This is a genomic window from Spirosoma aerophilum (assembly GCF_054782495.1).
Window position 1 is genome coordinate 44,612 of the sequence record NZ_BAAGSJ010000028.1, and the last position, 17,284, is coordinate 61,895.

The 17,284-nt window shown below is 49.9% G+C and carries 9 protein-coding genes; all 9 read right to left on the bottom strand.

Annotated elements, in window-relative coordinates:
• Window positions 1-94: 94 nt before the first annotated feature.
• The gene (locus tag ACYVK4_RS26890; protein ID WP_461130667.1) at window positions 95-982 is read right to left on the bottom strand and encodes an EamA family transporter; all 888 of its coding nucleotides are present in this window, start codon (window positions 980-982) and stop codon (window positions 95-97) included.
• 131 nt (window positions 983-1,113) lie between these two features.
• Complete coding sequence (locus ACYVK4_RS26895) at window positions 1,114-2,250, bottom strand: branched-chain amino acid aminotransferase (RefSeq protein ID WP_461130668.1); 1,137 nt, start codon at window positions 2,248-2,250, stop codon at window positions 1,114-1,116.
• A gap of 192 nt (window positions 2,251-2,442) precedes the next feature.
• Entirely contained in the window at window positions 2,443-3,858 is a 1,416-nt protein-coding gene (locus ACYVK4_RS26900) for an aminotransferase-like domain-containing protein (protein WP_461130669.1), read from the bottom strand.
• Between the two features lie 311 nt (window positions 3,859-4,169).
• Complete coding sequence (locus ACYVK4_RS26905) at window positions 4,170-5,579, bottom strand: sulfatase family protein (protein ID WP_461130670.1); 1,410 nt, start codon at window positions 5,577-5,579, stop codon at window positions 4,170-4,172.
• A gap of 158 nt (window positions 5,580-5,737) precedes the next feature.
• Complete coding sequence (locus ACYVK4_RS26910) at window positions 5,738-7,180, bottom strand: glycoside hydrolase family 5 protein (RefSeq protein WP_461130671.1); 1,443 nt, start codon at window positions 7,178-7,180, stop codon at window positions 5,738-5,740.
• 263 nt (window positions 7,181-7,443) lie between these two features.
• Window positions 7,444-10,332 (bottom strand): glycosyl hydrolase, encoded by a 2,889-nt coding sequence (locus ACYVK4_RS26915; protein ID WP_461130672.1) that lies wholly within the window; start codon window positions 10,330-10,332, stop codon window positions 7,444-7,446.
• Between the two features lie 90 nt (window positions 10,333-10,422).
• The gene (locus ACYVK4_RS26920) at window positions 10,423-12,912 is read right to left on the bottom strand and encodes a glycoside hydrolase family 2 TIM barrel-domain containing protein (RefSeq protein ID WP_461130673.1); all 2,490 of its coding nucleotides are present in this window, start codon (window positions 12,910-12,912) and stop codon (window positions 10,423-10,425) included.
• 189 nt (window positions 12,913-13,101) lie between these two features.
• Window positions 13,102-13,485: a hypothetical protein gene (locus ACYVK4_RS26925; protein ID WP_461130674.1), complete on the bottom strand. Its 384-nt coding sequence runs from the start codon at window positions 13,483-13,485 to the stop codon at window positions 13,102-13,104.
• 44 nt (window positions 13,486-13,529) lie between these two features.
• Window positions 13,530-17,282 (bottom strand): ThuA domain-containing protein, encoded by a 3,753-nt coding sequence (locus ACYVK4_RS26930; RefSeq protein WP_461130675.1) that lies wholly within the window; start codon window positions 17,280-17,282, stop codon window positions 13,530-13,532.
• Window positions 17,283-17,284 lie beyond the last annotated feature (2 nt).

A 17,284-nucleotide genomic window follows, 5' to 3' on the forward strand; every position in this document is an offset into this window, starting at 1 on the left:
ATTAAATTTCATCAGTTCAGTGAGCTTCTCGGATTGTATCAGAAAAGGCTCCTTTATGAAACGGTAGCTAGTGTGATGTTCATAAAGAGGACGTTCACCTAATCCGTCGCCTGAGCCATAATCCTCGAATTTGGGGTTCAAGTAGATTGAACAGAAGACCGGCCATAATAAATAAACACGCCTGCAGCTTCCATACCGGTAACTCTTCCCCTAGAAAAAAAGCGGCACTCAGAAGGCCAATAACAGGCACCAGCAAGGTGAAAGGCGCAATCACGGCTGTTGGATAGGTATTGAGCAAAAAGCCCCAAATCCCATAGCCCACAAAGGTAGATAGATAAACGATGTATAAAACGGCCAGGCCCGTATCCATCGACACGTGTTGAAAAGAGGCACCGATCACCGCTGGCCCTTCAAAAATATACGATAAAACGCTCATGACCGGCGTGGCGATCAAGCTCCCCCAAACCACCAAAGCTAGGGATGACTGAGCCGCCACCTTTTTGGTAAACATATTGCCAACGGACCAGGAAAAAGCCGAGAGTAGCGTCAAGAGAAGGCCCGTGAAGGTCGTCGCTCCACTTACGTGGCCAGCCACGATGCCGATACCAATAAACGAGATCAGCGCGCCGGTAATTTTCCACAAACTCGGTATGTCCCGGAAGAACAGCGCGGCTAAACCCATCGAGAAAAAAATCTGAACCTGAATCACCAGGGAGGAAAGTCCAGCCGGTAGACCCAGATAAACGCCCCCAAAGAGCAGGCCAAACTGGATGGCAAAGGTGAAGATGCCATAGCCCGCAATCAACTTGAGTGATGCCTTAGGCCGGGGCAGAAAGAAAACCCACGGAAAAGCAGCCAGCGCAAACCGGATCGAACACAATAGCATAGGCGGGAATCCTTTCAGTCCCACATGGATGGCAATAAAATTGACGCCCCAGATCAGGACGGTAATCAGGGCTAACAGAAGATGCTTGGGCTTCAATGTGGGCTTATTTTACGGACGAGTTTAGATGGGGGCTTTCTCATAGCCCAAGGGAACATTCCAACTTTAATGAAAAGCGGTGTTGTATTCATTGAACGTTCAACCAGGAACGTACACCCGCCTTGACGGAGTTAAACGACTCGATCCAGCCAGCCGTTCGCGTCAGGAGCAATACCACGCTGGATACCAACCAGCGCACTTTTAAGCTGAACCGTCAGGCTAGCCTCGCCTTCCTCACCAATGGTGAAGTTGTGCCGTTTTCCCTTAACGCTGCCAATGGGAATAACCACAGCGGCCGTGCCACAAGCGAAGGCTTCACGCAGTCGGCCGCTTTGGGCATCAGCCTGCCACTGATCAATCGAGTACGGCGCTTCCCGGACGCTAAGGCCCATCTGGCGGGCCAGGATGAGTAACGAGTCCCGGGTTACACCGGGCAGGATGGTACCCGTAAGGGGCGGGGTTAACAGCGTTCCGTCATCGAACACAAAGAAGAGGTTCATGCCACCCAGTTCTTCAATCCATTGCCGTTCGACGGCATCCAAAAACACAACCTGGTCGCATCCCTGCCCGATCGCTTCGGCCTGGGCTGCCAGACCAGCCGCATAGTTACCTCCACATTTGGCCTCACCCGTTCCACCGGGAGCCGCCCGGCAATACGTATCCGAGACCCAGAGCCGGAGGGCCGATGTGCTGTCACTAAAATAGGAGCCCACGGGCGTGGCAACCACACAGAAGAGGTATTCTGCCGAGGGACGGACGCTGAGTATCGGTTCGGTGGCCAGCATGAAGGGCCGGATGTACAAGGCAGCTCCATCAGCGTTCGGAATCCAGTCCTCTTCAAGGCGAACCAACCGGCGAACGGACTCGACAAATAGAGCCTCGGGCAGCGGGGGCATAGCCATCCGACGGGCCGAATTGGCGAACCGACGGGCGTTGAGCGTAGGCCGAAACAGGGCGGCTCCTCCGTCGGCCAACCGATAGGCCTTCATGCCCTCAAAAATCTCCTGGGCCTGATGGAATACCATCGCGGTCGGATCGAGTGTAAAATCGGCGCGGGGTTCGAGCCGGGCTGCGTGCCATCCCTGCTGAGCGGAATAACGAATCGTAACCATATGGTCGGTTTTGACCCGACCAAAACCGGGGTCTTGCCGCAGTTGCCGCCGTTGGTCGGCTGGAACGGGCGAGGGATGGTTTGTCGTGTCAAACTCAGCCCTATCGCGGGGCGAAGCCTCCGCTTGACCAAAAATGAACTCAGAGACAGGGTGCATAAAAAACGGGGTCTAACGGGTGAATAAGACGTATACCTGGTTCATGCCCGGTCACGCCCGGTAGCGTGACCGGCGGTCAAGAGCCCCGAGAATTGACACAACATGAGTGCGTTACCTTGCTTTTCCTGCAAAATAACAAGGCGCCATTCGATGATAATAGATATAGTTTTGTGTTTTTTTATGGGTACAGATCTACCGGACTCGCTTTACCAGCGTACCTAATCGTTTAATATCCCCTTCGACCGAGTCGTCCCAGGGCATGGCAAAATTCAGGCGCATGCAGTTGTTGAAATTGCTGTTCTGAGAGAACATACTTCCGGGGGCGAAACTTAAGTTATGCTTCAGGGCCGTTTCGTACAGCTCGGTTGTATCGACCCGTTTGTCGAGTTCAAGCCACAGGAAAAAGCCACCTTGGGGCTGGGCTATCTTGGTCGTATCGGGAAAATAATCTTCGATGGCCTGCTGAAATTTGAGGCAGTTGGTATGCAGGGTATGGCGCAACGTCCGTAAATGGTGATCATAGCCGCCATGTTCCATAAAATCGGCAATCACCTCCTGAAACAACGAGGGCAGGGTAACGGTCTGTACTAACTTCTGGCGGACTAGTTGCTCCTTGAACTTGCCGGGGGCCACCCACCCGACCCGATACCCTGGTGCCAGTGTTTTAGACACGCCCCCGCACCACATAACCATACCCGCCTGGTCAAAGGCCTTGCAGGGCTTTGGCCTTGTTCCGCTGAAAAACAGGTTCCCGAACAGATCATCATCAATCAGGGGAATATGGTGATGCGTCAGCAGTTCGACGACTTCCTTCTTATGGGCATCGGGCATCAGGCTCCCCAGGGGATTGCTAAAGTTGGCCGTCAGGCAGCAGACGGTAATCTTAGGGATGGCTTTCTTTAAGGCATCGATCTCAATACCAGTGGTGGGATGTGTTGGCAGCTCGATCACGTGTAAACCCATCGATTTTGCCAGTTGCAACAGGCCAAAATAGACCGGGCTTTCAGTGGCCATCGTATCGCCCGGCTTAGTCGTTGCCAGCAGGCACTGATAGATGGCATTGGTTGTTCCTGTCGTGGTTATAATATCGTCTTCGGTCAATTGGCCCTCAAACACCAGTGACCACTTGGCCACATTCCTTTTTAGATTCTGGCTGCCCTCAACGGGTTCGAATTCAGTACCATTACCGTCTAGTTGTCTCATGGCTTTGATTAGCCCTTTATTGAGTTTGGCAATGGGCAGGAGCCTTTTATCAGGAATGCCCAGTGAGAATTGTCGGATGCGCTTATCCCGAAGTACGTTGTAGACGCGACTAATCAGGTCATCGGTGTTTTTTCCCGGCTGAGGCTGTTGGAGCTGACTAACGGATGGAAGCGCGAGTTTTCGTTGAGCGATCTTACTGACAAAGTAGCCGGACTTGGGCCTCGATTCGATCAGCGACTTGCTTTCGAGCTCGGTAAAGGCCTGAATGGCCGTGTTCAAACTCACCCCATATATCTTTTGGATTGAGCGGATCGACGGCAGTTTATCGCCTATTCTTAAGGTCTGGGAAAGGATCTGGTTTTCTAAGATCGACGCAATTTTCAGATAAAGTACCTCTTTAGCCATTGTGATTTACGCGCTGTATCCAGCAAATGTAAGAACGTACAATCTGTACCTGGCTTAAAGTACAACAGATAGAATGTTTAGCAAATGCTCCGTCCAAGAGACACGTTCCAGTAGGTTATCTAGAGAATATTGGGTTGACTAGAGTGGATAAAGGGGCTGTTTTATAAAGGACATCATCAGCCTTACGCTTAGTAGCAGGATTACACTGACTAGTTTCTGCGTTAGTTTACGCTGGCAAAACGATATTTCAGAAACGATAAAGCCCTAATTCGATTGAATTAGGGCTTTATCGTTCAATCCGTGTACCTTGGTCAATTCTGCTTTGGCGGGCTGGGCAGAACTTTTTCGATTTCCGAAGGGGGAAGCACAAAGGCCGTTTTCTGCTTTTCGTATTCTCGGGTCAGGTCGGCTACAATGTCGGGGTAGTCTTTGGCCAGGTCGTATTTTTCGCTGGGGTCATTATCAATATTGTAGAGCAATGGAATAGGATGTACATCTGGTGCCGCTGGTGAATAGGATGCGTGCGTGATGAAATGGGCTTTCCAGGCCCCTTTCCGGATGGCGTAAACCTGCTCATTAATGTAATAGGGCAACATGTCCCGAACCTTTACTTTTTGACCGAACAAGACACTGGACTGATCAATGCCATCCAGGATCCGGTCTTTTGGCAAGCTTACCTTGGCCACGGCAGCAATCGTTGGCAGCAGGTCCATATTGCTCATTAAGGCAGTCGTGGTCACATTCGCTTTAATTTTACCCGGCCACCAGGCAATGCCCGGAACGCGCATCCCCCCTTCGTAGGTCGAATTTTTCCCTTCATAGAGCAGTCCCGCCGAACCACTATGATCCTTGTGCACAAGCCAGGGACCGTTATCACTGGTGAACACAACCAGCGTGTTCTGGTCTAATTTTAGCTCCTTGAGTGTTTTCAGGATTTGTCCCACACTCCAGTCTAACTCAGCCACCACGTCACCGTATAAACCGCGTGGACTTTTTCCCTCAAAATCGGGCGAAGCATACAGGGGTGTATGGGGGAAGTTGCTGGCATAATACATCAAAAACGGTTTATCCTTGCTTCGTTTGATGAATTGAATGACCTCAGCGGTGTATCGTTTGGTCAGAAAGTGTTGATCCGGTTCCTCCTCAATGATTGTCTCGTTCTTATACAAGGGTAACAAGGGCGCATTGGGCCGAGGGCCGGGCGGATTGCCCCATGGCCTCGCATTACCGGTTGTAAAGACTTTGCCCATATCATTGGAATAGGGCGTTCCGAACCAGTAGTCGAAGCCCTGCCGGGTTGGCAAAAACTCGGCTAGATGCCCTAAGTGCCACTTACCAATCAATCCGGTGGCATACCCGCTGGCCTTGAGCATCTCGGCGATCGTGACTTCGCTCAGGGGCAACCCACTGGCTGAATTCAGACGAAATACATCGCCTTTCCCATACACCCCTGTGCGGGCGGGGAGCCGACCCGTCAGAAAAGCCGCCCGACTGGGTGTACAAACGGCGGCTCCCGCATAAAACTCGGTGAAGCGCATGCCTTCTTTGGCCATTCGATCCAGGTTAGGTGTTGAAATCGTTGGGTGACCATAGCATCCCAAATCACCATACCCTAAGTCATCGGCCAGAATGACAATGATGTTAGGGGCTTTCTGCGCTTGCGCCAGATACGGAAAGCTAGCCAGTAGCAGCAAAAGGCTTCCCCAAAAACGAGTAGTCAAACAAGTACGCATGTATTGAAAAAGCTTAAAGGTGTACTCCTGGTATTGGATCGCTAAGCGATTGAGAATCGGGCGGCCTTGAGCCGTCAATCAACTGCTGGGTTACTTTAGTCTCTTTTTATCCGATTGTTAACCTATCATTGTCGTGTAATCCAATTCTATTTGAGCGGCTGCTTGGCTGGTACCAAAGCGTCCAGCACGGGTTGATGCCATTGGCCGCTTTCTTCATCGAAAACGCGAAAAATCTCGCGAAAACCCCATACATGAAAACTAAAGTTGTTTTTATCGGCTAACTCTCGAATAAACTGGAGATACCGGGCACGAGACGCCATATCCGCATATTCGTTCACGCCGATTTCGCCAATATTAATCGGTCTGGTGTTTGTTTTACTCCATTTGGCCAAAAAATTGAAATCGCTTTCCAAAGGCTTTTTCTCTGCCGGCGTTCCAGTCCACTGCGTTCCTTTACTGGCCGCTGCGCCGGCATAAGCCAATCCCTGGTGAGTGAATAGATGGGGCAGGTAATAATGAACTTGTACGATGAGATTCCAGTCGTCCTTGGGCAACTCCAATAATCCGACTGTCCAAGATTGGCCGAGGTTGGGCGTAGCAATAAGGATCGTTCTGTCTGGATTAGTTTTCCGAATGAGCTTAACGGATTTAGCGATCAACTCATTCCATAGTTTCGCCCCCATTTCGGTGTTGGGTTCATTTAAGACGTCAAAGTACAGTTCGGGCGGATAGTTTTTATAATGGGCGGCTATTTGTTCCCAGAGCGAATAAAACCGGTTGATATTATCCTCAAAACTGATGCTTTTGTCGGCTTCGGTCATATTCAAATACGGATAATAATGCAGGTCAATGGATACGGCTAAACCATTCTGCAGGCACTGGTTGACCATACTATCCACTCGGCTAAAGAAAGCAGGCTCTATGGTATAGGGTGCTGTTTTGGCACTATGAACAGACCAAGTGATAGGAAGGCGAACGCTAGTAAAGCCTGCCTTGGCAATCATGTTGATGTATTCCGGTTTGATCGGTTGATCGGCTGTCGGGTACAAATGCAGGCTTCCGGAATTGTTATCCAGAAGACCATTTAAATTTAGACCTCTTCCCAAACGCTTGTTTCGCTGGAAAGCCAGTTGCGCGGTTTTAGGATTGGACACTACAGTCGGTTTTCTGGCCATGATTGTTGCATCACGGCTTAGCTTTAAGTACAAGGCTTCCGGTCGTTTAGGGTTTGGGTCAATGGTTGCGGGACGCTGAACTTGCCCAGGCGCACCAAAAAAACCGAAGAACTCCATCTCCCCTAACTTGGTAAACCGGACGATTGCCGCGCAAGCCATACCACTTGGCGTAACAAGGTCCATCGCTAGTGGACTGACGGTTGAATCGACTTTATACTGACCGGTAAATGAAAGGCTTGAAAAAGCTTCAGCGTGGACAGACACCGTTTGGTCCTTTCTAAACTCAACGGTAACCGGACTTCCGTCTTTAAGTCCGTACCATTTTCCAAGAAGAGAAGGAGGTGCCGCCTGAAGGGCGAAATGGTAACACAACAGACAACTAAACAGGGCGAATAAAAATCTTCTATTTTTCATTTTTTAACGTAATCAATTAATGTTTTGCTTAACCTTTGTTTTAAGTTTAAGGTGTTAGTCGGGGCAATTGATGTCGCTATTTCATTATGATTAACTTAATCGTATCAGACAAGTGGGAAGATGGGCCTGCCATGATGTCAATTCTCCGGGTTCTTCAACTCCCTTCAAATTGATGTCGTAAAATTCATTGTATCGAGTGTACTGGTTAAAATGGCCTGTTTCTGTCTAACACGGCATGAGCGAGAGGTTTTGATCAGACTACATTAGAATTTTGCCGTGCTCTCCGGCCTGATCAATACAGGGCCTATCAAACCCGCCGACATAGCTTGATCTTCTTTTCCTTTAAATTGGCGATATCGAACATCGCCATTCCTAGCTTTGCCGATGAAGTTATTGAGTTGACCAGGCGTTACCCGGACTTCAATTTTATTATCCCCAGACTTCAGGAATTTCGTAATGTCAAGCAGGTAGGGCGCCACTATTTGTTTGCCCACAAATGCATTGTTGATGTACACTTCAGCGGTAAAACATACCTTTCCTAAATCCAAAAAGAAATGGTTGTCAGCATCGGTTTGTTTCCATTGAAAAGTGGACGTATAAATCCCGCTGGTCGAGGAAAATCTCAACCGGTCGTCCTTTTTCCAGTCAAACAAGGAAGTATCTTGTACGAATACACTATCAACCTTGATGGTCCATTTAGTCAGTGAGAGTACCGATTGAGTTGGATCGACAAGCGCCGTTGAGGGGGAAACCAAACTATCGTTAGCCGGGATTTTGCCTGATGCAAACAGAAGAACGGAACTATAAGGGGGTAACTGATAGGAAGCTTCCGAACCCCTGTTCTTTGTTACGGTTCCTGTTGTTGCATCCAGCCAAAAACTACCCTTATATTTTTTGTCCAGGGTAACGCTCAGGGTGTGCCAGTCTGCACTTTTATTCCAGATAAAATGAATCCGGCTACCATCACTCATTTCCCGCTGAGACTGGCGCGTAAACGTATAAGGTTGCTTAAATTTAATCAGTTGAGGTAGGGCGCTAATCCAGGTACGGAGCTCAGTTGTGTTATCAATAAACCGGCTATTTTTTGCGTTAAGTGCCGTTTGAATACGTTGCGCCGTCTTTCGGTCATTTTCCTTCCAGTTGAGAAAAGAAGGTTGTTGAGTGGGCCGTCCATCCGTAACCAACAGACGCATGCCTTCACTAGCCAAGCGGTTGATCTGTTCAGCCGTCTTGAGGTGAACCGTGGAGTCATTAGCCAGAATCAGGGCGCAAAATTGGTTTCCACGGATAGTGAACTTGCCATCTTTTTGCATTTTCGCTTCCTGAATCGACGCATCATTCACCCATGCCCAGCTGACACCAGCCGCTTCCAGTTCATTGATCAATGGATAAACTTTCGTTGCCCACGCCACCTTAGTGGTGTTTACAAGTTCACCACCCGTTGGTAACGCGCCTTCAACATCGGCTAAATGACCATTACCCATGATCTCCTCAGGATTTGCCGGCAGTTCCTCAATACTGAGAAAGGGAAAGTAAATGAGCACATCAGCACGGGATTTTCCTGAACGAAGCGCATATTGTACCCTGCTTACATATTCATTTATTTGCTTTTGATCGTTCCAGAATATATTAGCCTCTCCAAGATTAGAGGAAAAGTTAATGCCCGGTATGAAGGGAGACGAGAAAGGATACCACCCTTCAGGACCTAATTTCTCTGGTTTATACCGGTAAGGAATACCGTGATAAATGATCTGATTGACACCGGTGGCAAATAGCTTGTCGACAGCCAGTTTTATTTTCTGGGGGGTGGTCGTATAGGCCCGATTCCCAAACACAACGGATTCGGCTGTCATCACGGGCTTATTATACAAAAGAGCACCGGAGGTCATCACCTTTTGGGCAGCCTCTGAGCCAAGCATGCTCTCTGTTTCCGGAATGGAGGCAAGGCCCGCCATGGCAATCATGTCCATATTCAGGCCATACGCCTGGGTACGGTGCAGCAAACCTTGTGGCTCCATCCACTTTTTACTGGAATTGAAGAAGTGCTCACCCAGTAGTTCGCCTAACGTGACGTCGTAGTCATAACGAAGACGCCAGTCCTCGTTTGAAAACATGAAATCGGGTTTTGCGTGGGGGTTGAGGTAGCCAACAAAGTTGTACTTCCGCTGCATGTTGGCGGGTAGATAGGGTGTGATATCATAGCCTCGTTTCTTATTGAAATAAGCAATGAAATCAGGTGAATAATGACGATTGGCTTTAAACTCATAACTATCATTAAAAATTGCCCGCATCGGATTACCGAAATAGGGCTGAAGCTCGGTTCTGGAGCCAAATAAATGCCGGTATAAGTTGAGCACTTTCGTAGAATCCAGATGGTCTACTACCGGACCTTGTTTCGGCGTGGCGGCTATACCCGTTTGCTCACCACTGGGTAGTGCCCAAAAGGCAATTACTTTCCACTTTCCTTCGGGAAAATCCCAGTGAAGGGTATCCTGTCGAACAAAACGAGTCACTACTTTGAGGGTGGCCTCATCCAGTCGTACAAGCTGACCCGTGTCGGCAGACGCTTGATTGGACAGTTTGGAGGCAACGACAGCTTGCAAACGGGAAGGAACCGTTGTCCTGTTCTTAACTTGAGGAAGTGGTATGGAGAGCTTTTTGCCGCCATGTACAGTAACAGCAGCATGATCCAGGGAAAGAAAGCCATCTTCAGCCGGTAGAAACGGGCCACCGGGTGGCCAGCCACTGCCATTTGTCATATCGACAATCAGTCCACGCCTGCGGGCTTCCTCCATGACAGTTTTTAGATTTTCGTAATAGGTAGGTGTGTCCCAACTTGTTACCTTGGGTCTGGCCCTGGCGTCCATGGGAATCACGATGTTCAATGGCTGCACTTCTACCCCGCCAAATTGATGGTCTGCAAAGAGATTTATCTCTCTTTTCAATTCCTCCTGGGTGACATCATTGCCGGGCCACCACCAACGGGCCATTGGCGCAAATGATTGCGACGGCTTCCGAAAATTTGCCAGCTTGAAATCGAAAGAAGGCAACCAACTTGATGCTTTGTTTTTACCCGTTTGCGGCAACCCATTCGGTTGCGCGGTACACAGGGCAGCAGTGAAAAGAAGAAGGAGTAGTTGAATGCCTTTCATGGGAAATAATGAGTTACTAGGAATGGCAGGCCAGGCTACGTAGAAACTGGTTTCCAGACGATGATTTCGAAAGTTGCCGTTGGCATCAAGCTAACGTGCGGTAATTGTTATTTCCGCCGTTGTTAGTCCTTCGGCTGTAGCCTTAAGTTTAACGACTCCTGGTTTTCCATTGGGACGAATAATGGCCAGGCATCTGCCATGGAACGTTTTCCTGTCGAGTTTGTGAAAGCTGGCCACATCGGTGGGATTGGCATTACCCACAGCGGCTACTTCGCCGACTCCATCAACAGAAAACTGAACCGGTATTTGACCCGTTGGTACAACCTGGTTATTATCATCGATCACCTCCACTGTTACATAAGACAGATCATTTCGGCTGGCTTTAATCGAGTTGCGGTCGGCCGTTAAACGAATGTGTCTGGCAGCACCGGTCGTTTTAAGTTCAACAGCATCTGTTTCTCTACCGTCTACGACATTGACCGCTTTTAACGTACCGGGCTGATAAGCCACGTTGAAAACGGCAGTGATGCTGGTGTCAGCCATTGCTTGTTGACCCACGACTTTCCCATTCAACAACAGGCGTACCATGGGTGCCCGGGAAAACACGCGCACCTGCAACGACTTGCCGTCGGTACCCGGCCAGGTCCAGCTCTGCCACTCCTGGGGCCAGCCCCAGCGGCTCATGTTTTCAACCATTCCATCGGGTATGGGCTCATGCACAGCCATCGCGATGGGACGGGTGCGCCAGACAACATCCCGATAATAGGACTGCGGCTTTTTCTGCCCGATCAAATCAATATCGCCACACCAGGCATTGAACCAGGGCCATCCCGTAAACCGGCTTTTGGTTGCCTTATCGTAAGAGGCATTGGCAACGCCTGCTTCGCCCAGGTAGTCCAGGGCTGTCCAAACGAAATCACCCAGTACATACGGATGTTTTTCGGCCATTGTCCAGTTTTCCAGTGTCTCGGTTGCTAAGGTCTCCGTTCCGACCATAATGCGGCTGGGAACTTGGCGGTGGTCTTCTTCATACGATCGCCACAGGTAGTTATAGCCGCCGATGTCCAATAAAGCATACGCGGGAGTCGTTTCGCTCCATTGTTTATTCTTGTTCTTAGGCTCCCAGTATTCGCACAACGCTTCGATCACCGGCCGTGTCGGGTCGAGTCTTCGCACTTCTTCGGCCAGTTGTTTGGTGATACGCAGGCCTGAGGTATCAACTCGTTCCTCTATTTCATTTCCGATACTCCAGGAGATGACAGAAGGATGATTGCGGTCCCGGTAAATCATAGCCTGCAAATCACGTTGCCACCAGTCTTTGAAAAAGTGGTGATAATCGTTTTGAGTCTTTGGCCGCTCCCACATATCAAATGCTTCGTCAATGACCAGCATGCCCAGGCGGTCGCAAACGTCCAGTAATTGTGTAGAAGGAGGGTTATGGCTGGTGCGAATAGCGTTGAAGCCGTTCTTCTTCAATAGCTCAATCTTGCGTTCTTCGGCCCGGTCAATGGCCACGGCACCTAATGGGCCGTTATCGTGGTGAATACAACCCCCTTTCAGCAACACCCGTTTGCCATTCAGCAGGAATCCCTTTTCAGCCGAGAAAGAAAGGCTGCGAATGCCGAACGACGTTTCTATTCTGTCTAAAACGGTACGGCCATCCCTAACTTCGGTAACTGCTTTATACAGCTTTGCTGTATCAACAGACCACAACGCGGGATTGGTGATCAGTATGTTTTGTTCACTTGTTTTAGCCTCACCTAGCTTAAGGCTTAGTTTGTCTTCTGCCGTACCAACTGCTTTTCCTTCTGGCGAAAGAATGGTCGTTACCAACCTAATCGATCGTGGAGAGGCCTGTTCGTTGCTGACTGAAGCGTTAATGGTTACTGTCGCTTTCTTTTCCGAAATATCCGGTGTCGTTATATAGATACCCCAGGGTGAAACATGAACCGGCTCGGTTGCCGTTAACCAAACATGCCGGTAAATGCCGGAACCACTATACCAGCGGGAGTTCCTGCCTTCATTTCGCACTTGAATAGCCAGCACATTTTCTTTTCCAGCTGGTTGTAGATAAGGAGTTAGGTCATAATAAAAGGGGGTGTAGCCGTTGGGATGATTACCAAGATGATGCCCATTTAGCCACACATCGGAGTTCATGTAGACGCCGTCGAAGTGAATGATTAACTTTTTATTTTGTTCGGCTTTTAAGGTCTTGAAGCGTTTTCTGTACCAGCCAATCCCCCCCCGTGTAAACCCAGTTTGTGTAAAACCCGGGCTGCGTTTGTCAAAAGGCCCAACAATGCTGCCTTCGGTTTGATTAGGCAAATCGTTGATGCTCCAGTCATGCGGCAAATCTATTTTTTCCCAGTGCGAATCATTGAAATTTGCCTTCTCTGCATTTGCGACCGAATCTTTTATAAAAAGCCAATTAGTATCAAAAGGAATTGAGCGGTTTCTGCCAAAGGGTATGTCGACTTTACGTTGAGCGTAGCTACTGACAGTTGTTAGTAACAGGCATCCTGCTACTAATTTTTTTAACCGTTGATATAGAAGTCCATCTATTCTCATTTTCTGCATCATTTATTTTTTATCCGGCTAAGACAACTACTTTGTTTTGGACTTTCATTGAAGGCAAATCAACGGCATGCTTGTCGGTAGATAAAGCAGCCGAATGGAGACGGCCGTCTCCGGGTGGATTCAGCTGGACTGGACCCTCTCCATTCGGTTGTGTTGAAAAGTAGGGATGGTGTTCTACTATTGTCTTGCTTATTAATTTTTAAGACGTACTGCGGTTGAGTCAAACATACTCATCAGCGAACCTTTCAGGTGATCATCGTCAACCTTGGTCAGCTCAAGGTCTACGTCATAGCCTTGTGAGGTAAAATAGATGTGCACTTTATCGGTGCCTTCTTCGATCTTGGTGATAGGAATAGGCTCCTTAGGCGCATCGGCCCCTGAACTGACCAGTTCGCCGGTGAGCTTACCGTCTTTCCGCACCAGATTCGCGGTCATTTTAGCGTCACCATTGGGCGTACCAATTATCAGAACTTCCCATTTACCGGCAAAAAAATCAGTGGGGGGTACTGGTTTTGACGTGGCCTTAAGGCAAACACTTAGCATCAATACGAACAGAAACAGACTTACTTTTTTCATTGTGTTAATTAATTGATTGTGAAACATTGATTAAGATTATCGACTTATTTGCTGCCAGAATAGGACTTTCCTTCAACCTCAAGCCGCAATGTTGTAGACTTGGGAGCTGTACTCCGGATAAATTTGATGACCGAATTGTTAATGCCGTTGAACAGATCTGCTTCCGATCCGGGGGTCAGTTCAGTTTCAATACCACCGGAATCCATATATAGCCTGCCTTCTTTAGTAACAACATCGACATAGTCGATCGAGAATCCGGTCATTTTGTATTTTCCGGTATAGGCTTCCAGTACCTGTTGGGACAATCGCGTGCCAGCAGACGATTGTGGAGCCGCTGACTTACCGTTTTGAAACTCCGAATCGATAATGACAAACAGCGATTGACCAAGGGGTGCTTTGACATTTTTAAAAACGAAGTACACGTCGTGCGCGCCCATCACCGGCGATAGCTGGGCGACTAATGGCGAGGACGTCGTAGCCCCAACGGCAATTAATGAGGTTTGGCCAATCAACTTCCCATCCGGACTATCTATCCTGACTTCGATACTGCCTCCGGCGGCATTCAACTGGGCCTTGGGAGCCGTCGCCGTAAACTTGATCTTGGTAATACCCGTCAAGTCGATGTGGTTGTAGGCGATATAACTTCCGTTCGTGTTAGCAATAATAATTGCTCCGTACTTCAGCACGCCATCAATCTTATCGGCTGCTCCAGCGGGAATTTTGGCACTCCGTAATACCAGCGTTTGCTCGGCCGTAATGGGCGGAATGTTTCCATGGCCCCGGTCGCGGTAAGCGGCTCGTACCAAATACCGGCCTTCTCCCTTGTCGCCAGCAGACACGCTCATCGTATAGCTCCCCTTTACCGGCAGAGAAGGGGCAGCCTGCTGGTTCTCACCCAGACTCAGGATGTAGCTGACCATTTCCTGCGCATCGGCGGGCGGCAGTTGTGGATGGGCACTCATGGCCACCTCACCCCATACGCCACTTCCCCCGGATATAACTTTTTTGGTTAGACGGTCAACGGCTCCGGCTTCTCCCCGGTACTTAAGAGCGACCTTCTGGTAGGCCGGGCCAACTGACTTTTTAGCGATACTATGACAAGCTTTGCAATCATTGCCCTCGATCAGGCTAAGCCCCTTGCTTACCTGAGCCGTGGCATCGGCGCTGCGGTGGCCCTGAGCAATGGTGACCAGATCGTGACCTTGTGCCAGATAATCGATGTTGACCGCAACCTGGTCCGGCTTTATTTTCCCCGAAGACAGACTCCCATCTTCCTTGTCGGTTACCTGCACATCGTAGACAAAAGGCTGACCTGGGAAGAAAAACGACTTATTGGTGTTTTGGGTGTTAAACGTCAGTACTGGCTCATCATTACCCGCGATGATTTCTACGGAGCGGCTGCGGCTGCCCCCCTTCTCATCTGTTACGGTCAGCACGGCTGTATAAATGCCGGCTTTGTCGAACGTAACGGTCGGGTTAGCTGCTTTGATTATTCGAGAGGCTCCGCCTGCTTTAGGTGTTATGGTCCAGACGTAAGTCAGTGCATCGTTATCAAAATCTTTAGTACCCGCTGATGACAGACGGATTTTGACGGGAATGGCTCCGCCTTTTTTGGACGCAGCCACTTCGACTATTGGCTTGCGGTTTCCCCCGTTGTACTCGATTCGTACCAAACGGGCATCGTCGTTTCGGGTAAACCAGCCGCTTCCGTATTCCAGCATATATAGATCACCTTCGGGTCCAAACTCCATATCGGTGGGATTGGAGAACTTGTAGCTGGGCATCACGCGCTCCATGCCTGCATATCGACCGGCCGAATCCAGGGTTACAGCCATCAACCAGCCCCGCATCCATTCATAAATCAATAGTTTACCGTCGTAATAGTCCGGGAAAGGACGCTTGGCCGCACCAAACTGATCCCGGTAGTAAACGGGACCCGCCATGGCTGAACGTCCCCCCGATCCGACTCCCGAAAATTCGTTGGATTCGGCATAAGGGTACCAGATGAAGGCTTTCTGAGCCGGAGGTAACTGCTGTAACCCCGTGTTATTGACCGACTTATTGACAGGCTGGGCCGGATCATAAAGCGGTCCGGACTGTCTGGTGGCAAAGTCGTAGTGGTTGTAGGCTTTGTTGTCGCCGACAAAGTAAGGCCAACCGTAGTTACCGGCCTTACGGGCCTGACCCACTTCATCCTGACCGGCTGGGCCCCGCTGCTCATTGGGGGTTGACGCATCGGGCCCAATATCGCCCCAGTACAGGTAGTTGGTTTTTGGATCGACTGAGATACGGAACGGGTTGCGGTGCCCCATCGTGTAAATCTCAGGGCGGGTAGCATGAATACCCTTCGGAAATAGATTGCCTTCTGGAATTGTGTAGGAGCCATCGGCTTCTGGGTGGATGCGTAAAATTTTGCCCCGCAGATCATTCGTATTGGCCGAGGTCATTTGGGCATCGAAGGGCTCACGTCCCGGCCGCTCATCCATTGGACTATAGCCACTGGACTGTTGCGGGTTGATGTTGTCGCCGGTCGAAATATACAGATTACCCTGGCCATCGAAGGTCAGCGAACCGCCCGCATGACCACTGATCTCGCGCTGGGTAGGTACGTCAAGTAAAACTTGTTTCGAGGAAAGGACCAGTTCATCGCTCTTTAATTCGTAGCGGACTACACTGTTCTTAGCTTCTTTGCCTTCGGGCGAGTAATACAGGTAGATCCAATGGTTCTGGGAGAAATTCGGGTCTTTGGCGATGCCCAGTAGGCCCCCTTCATCCTCACCTACTTTTCCTGTTTTATCAGTGACTTTGGTGTTTACCGGAATGTGAGCAATGACGCCCAGCTTGCCGGTCGAGGGGTTGAATAGTTTTACATCGCCACGGCGCTCCACCACCAGTACGCGGTTGTCGGGCAGTACGGCCAACTCCATGGGCTCGTTGAGCTTTTCGGCCAGCACAACTTTTGAAAATCGGTTCTCCTCGGGCAACCGCTTCGTTCTTGCCCTGGTATAGTCTAATGGTCTGGGCGAGTCGCCCCCCATTACATAGTGCAATCCAGCACCCAGATGTTTTAGAAACAAAGGTTCTGAAAACGTAGCGTCGGTATGACCACCTGCCGTGTAAAACGAACGGCCGCCCTCAAACTCCTGATACCAGGCCATGGGGTGATTGTCGCCGTGAGTGCCGCCCCGATAGGTCTTTTCGTCAATTGTCAGCAGTACGTGCAGGTCTGAGCTTACATTTTTGAAGGCATAAAATTCATCTTCCCGCTCCCACCGCTCAGGCAGGAAACTGGTTGACGGATTCGTTTTGTCCATGACGACGAACGTTCCCTTCTGAACGTTGTCCGGCATAGGGTGATTCGCAAACCACGCTCCGGCCAACCTATTATACCAAGGCCAGTCGTATTCGGTATCCGTAGCGGCATGAATACCAAGATAGCCTCCACCCGCCTGGATGTAGCGCTCGAAGGCATTTTGCTGCTCGGCATTCAACACGTCGCCGGTTGTACTCAAAAAGATGACGGCCCGGTAGCGTTTAAGGTTTTCTTCGCTAAAACGATCGGCATTCTCGGTGGTATCGACGGCAAAGCCACCTGCCTTCCCCAGTTGAACCAGTGCTCTCTGGCCCGCTCCAATGGATGAATGCCGAAAGGCAGCGGTTTTGCTGAAGACGAGTACTCGGGGTGGATCTGTAGGGCCGACATACGACCATAAGCCGGTAGCCAGCGCACTCAACAGCAGCGTTCCCGTTAGCCAGCGCAGTGAGTCGGGAATTAGATTCGTTAGGACCATTAGCATAC

Coding starts and splice junctions, on each gene's coding strand:
- ACYVK4_RS26895 (WP_461130668.1), bottom strand. CDS start 2,250: ATGCACCCTGTCTCTGAGTTCATTTTTGGTCAAGCGGAGGCTTCGCCC.
- ACYVK4_RS26900 (WP_461130669.1), bottom strand. CDS start 3,858: ATGGCTAAAGAGGTACTTTATCTGAAAATTGCGTCGATCTTAGAAAAC.
- ACYVK4_RS26910 (WP_461130671.1), bottom strand. CDS start 7,180: ATGAAAAATAGAAGATTTTTATTCGCCCTGTTTAGTTGTCTGTTGTGT.
- ACYVK4_RS26915 (WP_461130672.1), bottom strand. CDS start 10,332: ATGAAAGGCATTCAACTACTCCTTCTTCTTTTCACTGCTGCCCTGTGT.
- ACYVK4_RS26920 (WP_461130673.1), bottom strand. CDS start 12,912: ATGATGCAGAAAATGAGAATAGATGGACTTCTATATCAACGGTTAAAA.
- ACYVK4_RS26925 (WP_461130674.1), bottom strand. CDS start 13,485: ATGAAAAAAGTAAGTCTGTTTCTGTTCGTATTGATGCTAAGTGTTTGC.
- ACYVK4_RS26930 (WP_461130675.1), bottom strand. CDS start 17,282: ATGCTAATGGTCCTAACGAATCTAATTCCCGACTCACTGCGCTGGCTA.